2 protein-coding genes are annotated in these 6,129 nt (G+C 56.7%); both read right to left on the reverse strand.

Annotation, left to right across the window (positions count from 1 at the left end):
* The coding region (locus ABX962_RS27295) for a beta strand repeat-containing protein (RefSeq protein WP_372724154.1) at positions 1 to 3,589 on the reverse strand (3,589 nt) is incomplete at its 3' end.
* 280 nt (positions 3,590 to 3,869) lie between these two features.
* Entirely contained in the window at positions 3,870 to 5,288 is a 1,419-nt protein-coding gene (locus ABX962_RS27300) for a tetratricopeptide repeat protein (RefSeq protein WP_372724155.1), read from the reverse strand.
* Between the last annotated feature and the right edge of the window lie 841 nt (positions 5,289 to 6,129).

The following is a 6,129-nucleotide window of genomic DNA, read 5'->3' on the forward strand; positions in this document are numbered from 1 at the left end:
GACTCGACGGAGTGGTGGCGCCGAACCGGATCGCATCACCCGCGGTGTTCGCAAAGGAATTGCCAGAAATCGTGACGACGGCGTTGTCGACCGCGTCACGGAAATCCACCCCGCTGCCTCCGCTGCTGAAATCGCCGTTGTTGACAACCACGATCTCGGCCCCATTATCGATCGTCTGTTCAAACTCGATCGCGGCGCTGCCTTGGATCAGATCGTTGTTGGCAACCACAAAGCGACCGCCACTGATCGCATCGATGTCCAACGCCTGGTTCGAGGAAACGATGAAGTTCCCGTCGGCAGCCGTATCACCGCCGACGATGAAGGTGGCTCCGATCAAGCTACCACCATTGACGGCGATCGCGTCGAAGGGTCCTCGGATGCCATTGGATGCATCCGTACCGTTACCGCGGATGCGGACCGTGGCATCGGTGACATTATTGGTAAAGACGATCCCCTGGCTCGCGCCTTGGATCAACATGTTGTTGGCAATATTGATTTGCGTCGTGCTATCCGTGATCGCACCGCCGAATAAAATGCCGTGACGCCCGCCGTCAATCGAGCTGTTGCTGATACGGATGTCCGCTCCGTTCAGCGTGGCGTCAAACCCGATGCCATCCTGGGCCACCCCCGTCATCGTCACATTGCTAATAGCGAGAGTCAATGCAGCGGTGGCTGTGCTATCGATCTGGATACCATCCCCGCTTCCCGTCGTGCCGGTAATCATGCCATTGGTGATCGTGACATCGTCGGCTCCGCTGGTCACTAGGATGGCAGGCGACCCCGAGGTGCCGGAATACGTAAATCCGTCCACGGTTGTCCCCGCCGCGCTGATGGTCACCGCCGGACTGGAGGGCGCGATGACCGCACCGGATCCACCGACGAGGCTGACGTTTGCTTTGTTGAGCAGTACCGATTCAGCGTAAGTGCCATCGGCGACATTGACGGTCGCGCCCGCCGTGCCAGCCACCGCGATGCCGTCTTGGATTTCGGCGCCACTACCGGAACTGATAATATTGATCGTCGTCGCGCTGCCTGCGATTCCGCTGGTCGCAGTCAAATTACCATCGAGATTTACGGTCATGGTGTTCAAGGCGATGGTGCCTGACGCATCAACGGTCGCCCCGCTATCCACCGTCGTAACCCCACCCGACGTCGAAACACTATCGAAAAGGCTTGCACCGGCGAAGCTGGTGGTTCCCGTGGTGTTAAAGGATACGCCGGCAATCTGGCTCAAATCGATGTCGTCGACGTTGATGGCAGTTGTGTTGTTGGAGGTAATCGGGTTTCCAAATTTGATCGCAGCTGCGTTCATCCGGCTTAGTTGTGCGTCGCTGAACGTCAGACCACTACCGCCGCCAACGCCGATGGTTCCCGATGTGCTGCGTTGAAATGTGATCGCACCTGTAGCGTCCAAGTTCAACGTGCCGCCAAAGACTTCGGTATATTGAGGTGTGTTCACGATGATGCCCGCGGCACTGTTGATCGAAGTGACTCCGCCTTGCGCGCGGAAATCATCAAAACCACCTGAGACGCCGGTGGCATCAGCATCAACGTTGAAGATCGCGTCGCCGACGGTGGTGATTGTTGTCGCGTCGCGAATGAACGTGATCCCGTCATTCGAATTCATCTCAACCGAGCGATAGGTTTGCGCGCCGGTGGGCGAGATGAAGGAATCAGCTTGGTGGAGAGCATTGAGCTGCACGAGCCCGGTGATGGTGCTGGACAGATCGAACGTACTTTGGATATCCAATTGGACGATATTGTTGTCGGCGGCGGTGGGGTCACCGATGACTAGATCAGCGGCGGAAATGCGGCCAAGTTCGGTGGTGTTCAGCGTCGCCACACTGCTACCACCGCCGAAGCCGAGCCCAAAATTGCCCACCGAGACCCGGTCGAACAATACCGTTCCGGTTCCGGCGTTCACGACGTCACCAATTGCGTAATTGTCGGCCAGGAAGGTGATATCGCCACCGCCCGACGCGACGCTGCCGCCAAGTGTCACCAGATCCGCACCGCTGAACAGAAGCTGACCTCCGTTGGTGTCAATCGTCGATCCGCTACCGACGGTGATCGCGTCGCCACCGGTGCCATCAAAATCGGCCAGCAGCCGCAGGTTCAGGCCATCCCCGGAATCGATAATGTCCGCACCGTTCTCCAAAGAGATTCCTCCGTGGGCCCGAATGGTCAGCGTCTGAGTTCCACTGGTGTTCGTCTCGATGCTGTCAACAATGCGGATGTTCCCCGCATCGCTGCCGCCCTCGGCGGTTGTCACCAGCAGGCTGCCGCCTCCATTGAGCGTCGCGACGATCGTATCGATGTCACCGAATCCCTCCCCCGGCGCACACGAGGAGGCGTCAAATGCCAAGCAAGCGTTTAGCGGATCGAGCAGGAACAATCCGCCTGTGCCCTGATCGGCGCCGACATCGACGGAGCCTGCCACAAAGACATTAGAGCCCGAAACCTCGACAAAACCACCATCACCTCCGCTAGTGCCACCTCGCGCTGACGCTGTTCCGGTGAAGTGAGTCTCACCATCGGACCAAATGATAACCTGTCCCCCGTCGCCACTGACATAAGCATCCGCCCGCAACACACTGTGCTCGTCAACTGTGGTCGCCATCGCATTGTCGATGTCGGGATCGCCACCCTGATAACCACCACCCACGTTGATTTGACCACCGGCGGTATCCCCTGATGCATTGATGGTGGCGCCAGCCAATTCCACGGAATCCCCTGTTACCACCACCTTGCCACCGACGTTCGTTGCGGCTGTGTCGACAGTGGCGGCAGTATTTTTCGCCGCCGCAATCAATCCCTGTTGCATTACCTTGCCACCAGGGTTGACTAAATACACCTCGCCGCCGGCTTCCAATGCTCCCGTGGCGCGAATCGTACCGCTATTGCGAATGACCGATGCATAGGCGCTGATCCCCGATTCGATGGTGGCCATGTCTGCGTGAGAAAAACGGCTACCATCAGCCAGCGTCACGCTGCCGCCGCTGGCCAACGAGATCGATCCTCCGTCGGACGTGATGATGCCCTCGTTGATGACGTTACCCCCGATCAACGCAACCCCGCCGGATCCTGTATTGATCGTACCTTGATTCAAGACACTTGCGGTGGAATCACCACGAAACGTCAGCGAGCCGCCCTGCATGAATTCGTGGTTCGGGATATCCAGCACCGATGCGGTAAACCCGTTGGTGTTGATCACCCCAGATGCTCCCACGACGATCCCCGACGGATTCACCAAGTAGACGTTGCCGTTGGAGTTGAGCGTGCCGTAGATCGCAGAGGGATTATTGGGCGTTACAACTCGATTGAGCACCGCCGAGTTCGCCGAGGGCTGCAAGAAGTTCGCCGTATGCCCCGCGTCTATCGAAAATCCTTGCCAATTGATGATCGTGCGATCGCTGAGGCTGGTCACATTGAGCGTTGTTCCATCTTGAGCGATCGAAGCGTTACCGGCGACCACCGTACCACCTCCATCGGCCCAAACTGCGGCCGGAGATAAGATGGATTGAAAAGTCGCCAAACCGCAAATGAAAAGAGCAAGGCGGCGACGGCGACGGATTCGAAGACTAGACACGGCGGGGGGGCATCCTGAAAAACTAATATCTAATTCGGGTGGTTCGATTTGCCAGTCTATACAGATCGATACTTGACGCAATAAAAACAGTAAATTTCGCTGTAATTCTGTGACCGTCTTCGAATTTTCGACACAGCCGCGATTTCCCACACGATGCGGTTACGAAAAAAGCCGCGTTCATCACGCGGCTTAAACGTCGGGCAGAGGGCGAATATCAATCCACCCGATCCATCATCAGCGTCGACAAAGCCTCGACATGGCAACGGGACAGAGAAAATAACTACTGCAGCTGCTTTCGCAATTCCTCGCACGCCCCCCGTTTCGGAAAAGCTTCAACACGTTGCAGCATGCTGGTCAACAGTGTCGCGGCTAGTTCAGGGCGACCGAATTCGACCAACAACCGAGAGGCGTAGTAACCTTCATCGCCACTGACTTGCTTTGACGAAATCCCTGTCTTGAGCAGCTCAGTGAAACTTTTTTTGGCCGCCTCGGTTTGTCCCGAGACGAACGCGGTCCAGACGAGCGAAATCCGCGCGCGACGCCCCGAAACAGAATCGAGCTGATCAAATCGCTGGGCAGTCACCGAGGCGAGCGCCAGGGCACGTTGAGGGGCTGCGGGAGAATCGATTTCAGACAACGTCAGCGCCAGTAGGTGGGCGACTTCAAAATTCGCCGGATTGTCGGTACTCAGCGATTGCAGAATGTCAGCTGCAGCTTGCCAATCTCCGCGAAATCGCTTGGTCTGGGCCAACCACAATTTTGCCGCTGTACTGTCGGGTTCCATTTCCAGCACCGCAGCGATTTGCTGTTGAGCCGATTCAGTCTCACCGAGTGAAAGCAACAGTTCCGCGGCCCCCAGCCGGACCTGGGAATCGTTCGAACTGGTGGCCAATGCTTGATTGATTTGGCTCAATGCTTGAGTGCGATCGCCCTGCTGCAAAAGTGCCTTGGCCAAACGGAATTCGGTGATGGGTAGTTCGGGATCTAATCGCCTGGCGTTATCAAACGCGACAATCGCCTCGTCCACGTTACCCGCTGCGATCAATGCCTCCCCTAACCGCTGGTGGGCCCCCGCGTTTTCGCCATCAAGCGACGCCCATTCTTGCAAACTTGCAAGTGCTGTGGCCTCATACTGATCCAACAATTCACGTTCTGCGGTCGCAGCCAACAGCCGACTTCGTGCCTGCGCGACCGACGCACGCCCCGCCGCGACTTGAGCCAACAACGGCGAACGCCGCGGATGGTTTTCGTCCCAACTAGCGAGCAAACGACTTGCCTCGCCGTAGCACAAACTCGCCTGGGCAAGCTGCCCGTTGCTAACAGCCAAATTGCCGAGCAACACGTACGCATCGGGACTTTCCGCATGGGTTGCCGTCGCTTGTTGGAGTGCGTGCCGCGCCAATCGTTGATCACCGACCGACAACAACAACCGACTCCACATCGTTAACGCCGGAGGCAATTGATCATTTTCCGCTGCGGCCAACTCGAGCTGCTCAAACGATTTCCGCAGTCCGAGCAATCGATCGCGGCCGGTTGCCTTGAGCGATTGGACGAACAGATCACGTGCGGCTGACACGCTATCGGTTTCCAATTCATTTGCCGAGGTGGCGTTGCGGTGCAACTCGGCTGCCTTGGTACGATTCATTGGGATCATCCCAATGATCGTGCAAAGTGCGATCCCTACAAAGAGCGATTTCATCGCCTATCATTCTCCGATAAGTGTTTTTGTTTTTCCTGCAGCACACTCACTTCGCCGGACACGAGCGAAAACTTGACGTGCAAAATGAGTCCAGGAACTCACCCTAATCAGCGATTGCGGGCGGCTCCAACGGATATCGAACGAGCTTCGCGAACAGCCCCATTGTTCAAGCAGGAATCAGGCGATTGATCGCACTGTAGCGGTTGTAACGATGGCAATGGCAGCGAGCCAAGCCAAGAAGTATCGGCGATCTCCCGAACGTACAAATGCGATGCGACGGCAAGTAATGCGATAATCAACTAAAGAATAGCCAGCAAAATTGTCTCAAGCTGAATTGTTCTGACGAACGGGTTGGCCCTGAATAAGGTTAAAAGATGAAGGGTTAGAAAATGGGGATGCACGAATGATCCGCCGCGGTCGTCAGCTGCCAATCGCCTTGTCATCTTTCTGTCATCCATTTTCCTGTATACCCTTTACGCGGATCAGCAGGAGTCTTTCGGGCTACCTGCCACATTGGCTAACGCCGTGATGCCACCATCCTGGCGAGCGTAGCTAACCAGCGGAAATGGCGTGAGGCAGCGGCTCGCCGTGACCATGTTTGGACGTGCCTGCGTTCTTCCATTTTCTAACCTCCCATGTTTTAACCTTTCTGCGAATCTCCGACGCAAGCAACTTCCCACTGGATGCTATTTCGACATCGGAGCCCCTCATCGCCTGCCCATTCCTGAGTTGCCCGCCGCGACACCTGTCGTCCCTCCGGGACTTTGGGTCCTTGTTTTATCGTCGTTCCTCGGGCTCACGCCCGAGGCTACATCCTTTCGCCACTTCGTGGCTGGTCAAA

It is taken from the genome of Novipirellula sp., assembly GCF_041583735.1.
Classification (GTDB): domain Bacteria; phylum Planctomycetota; class Planctomycetia; order Pirellulales; family Pirellulaceae; genus Novipirellula.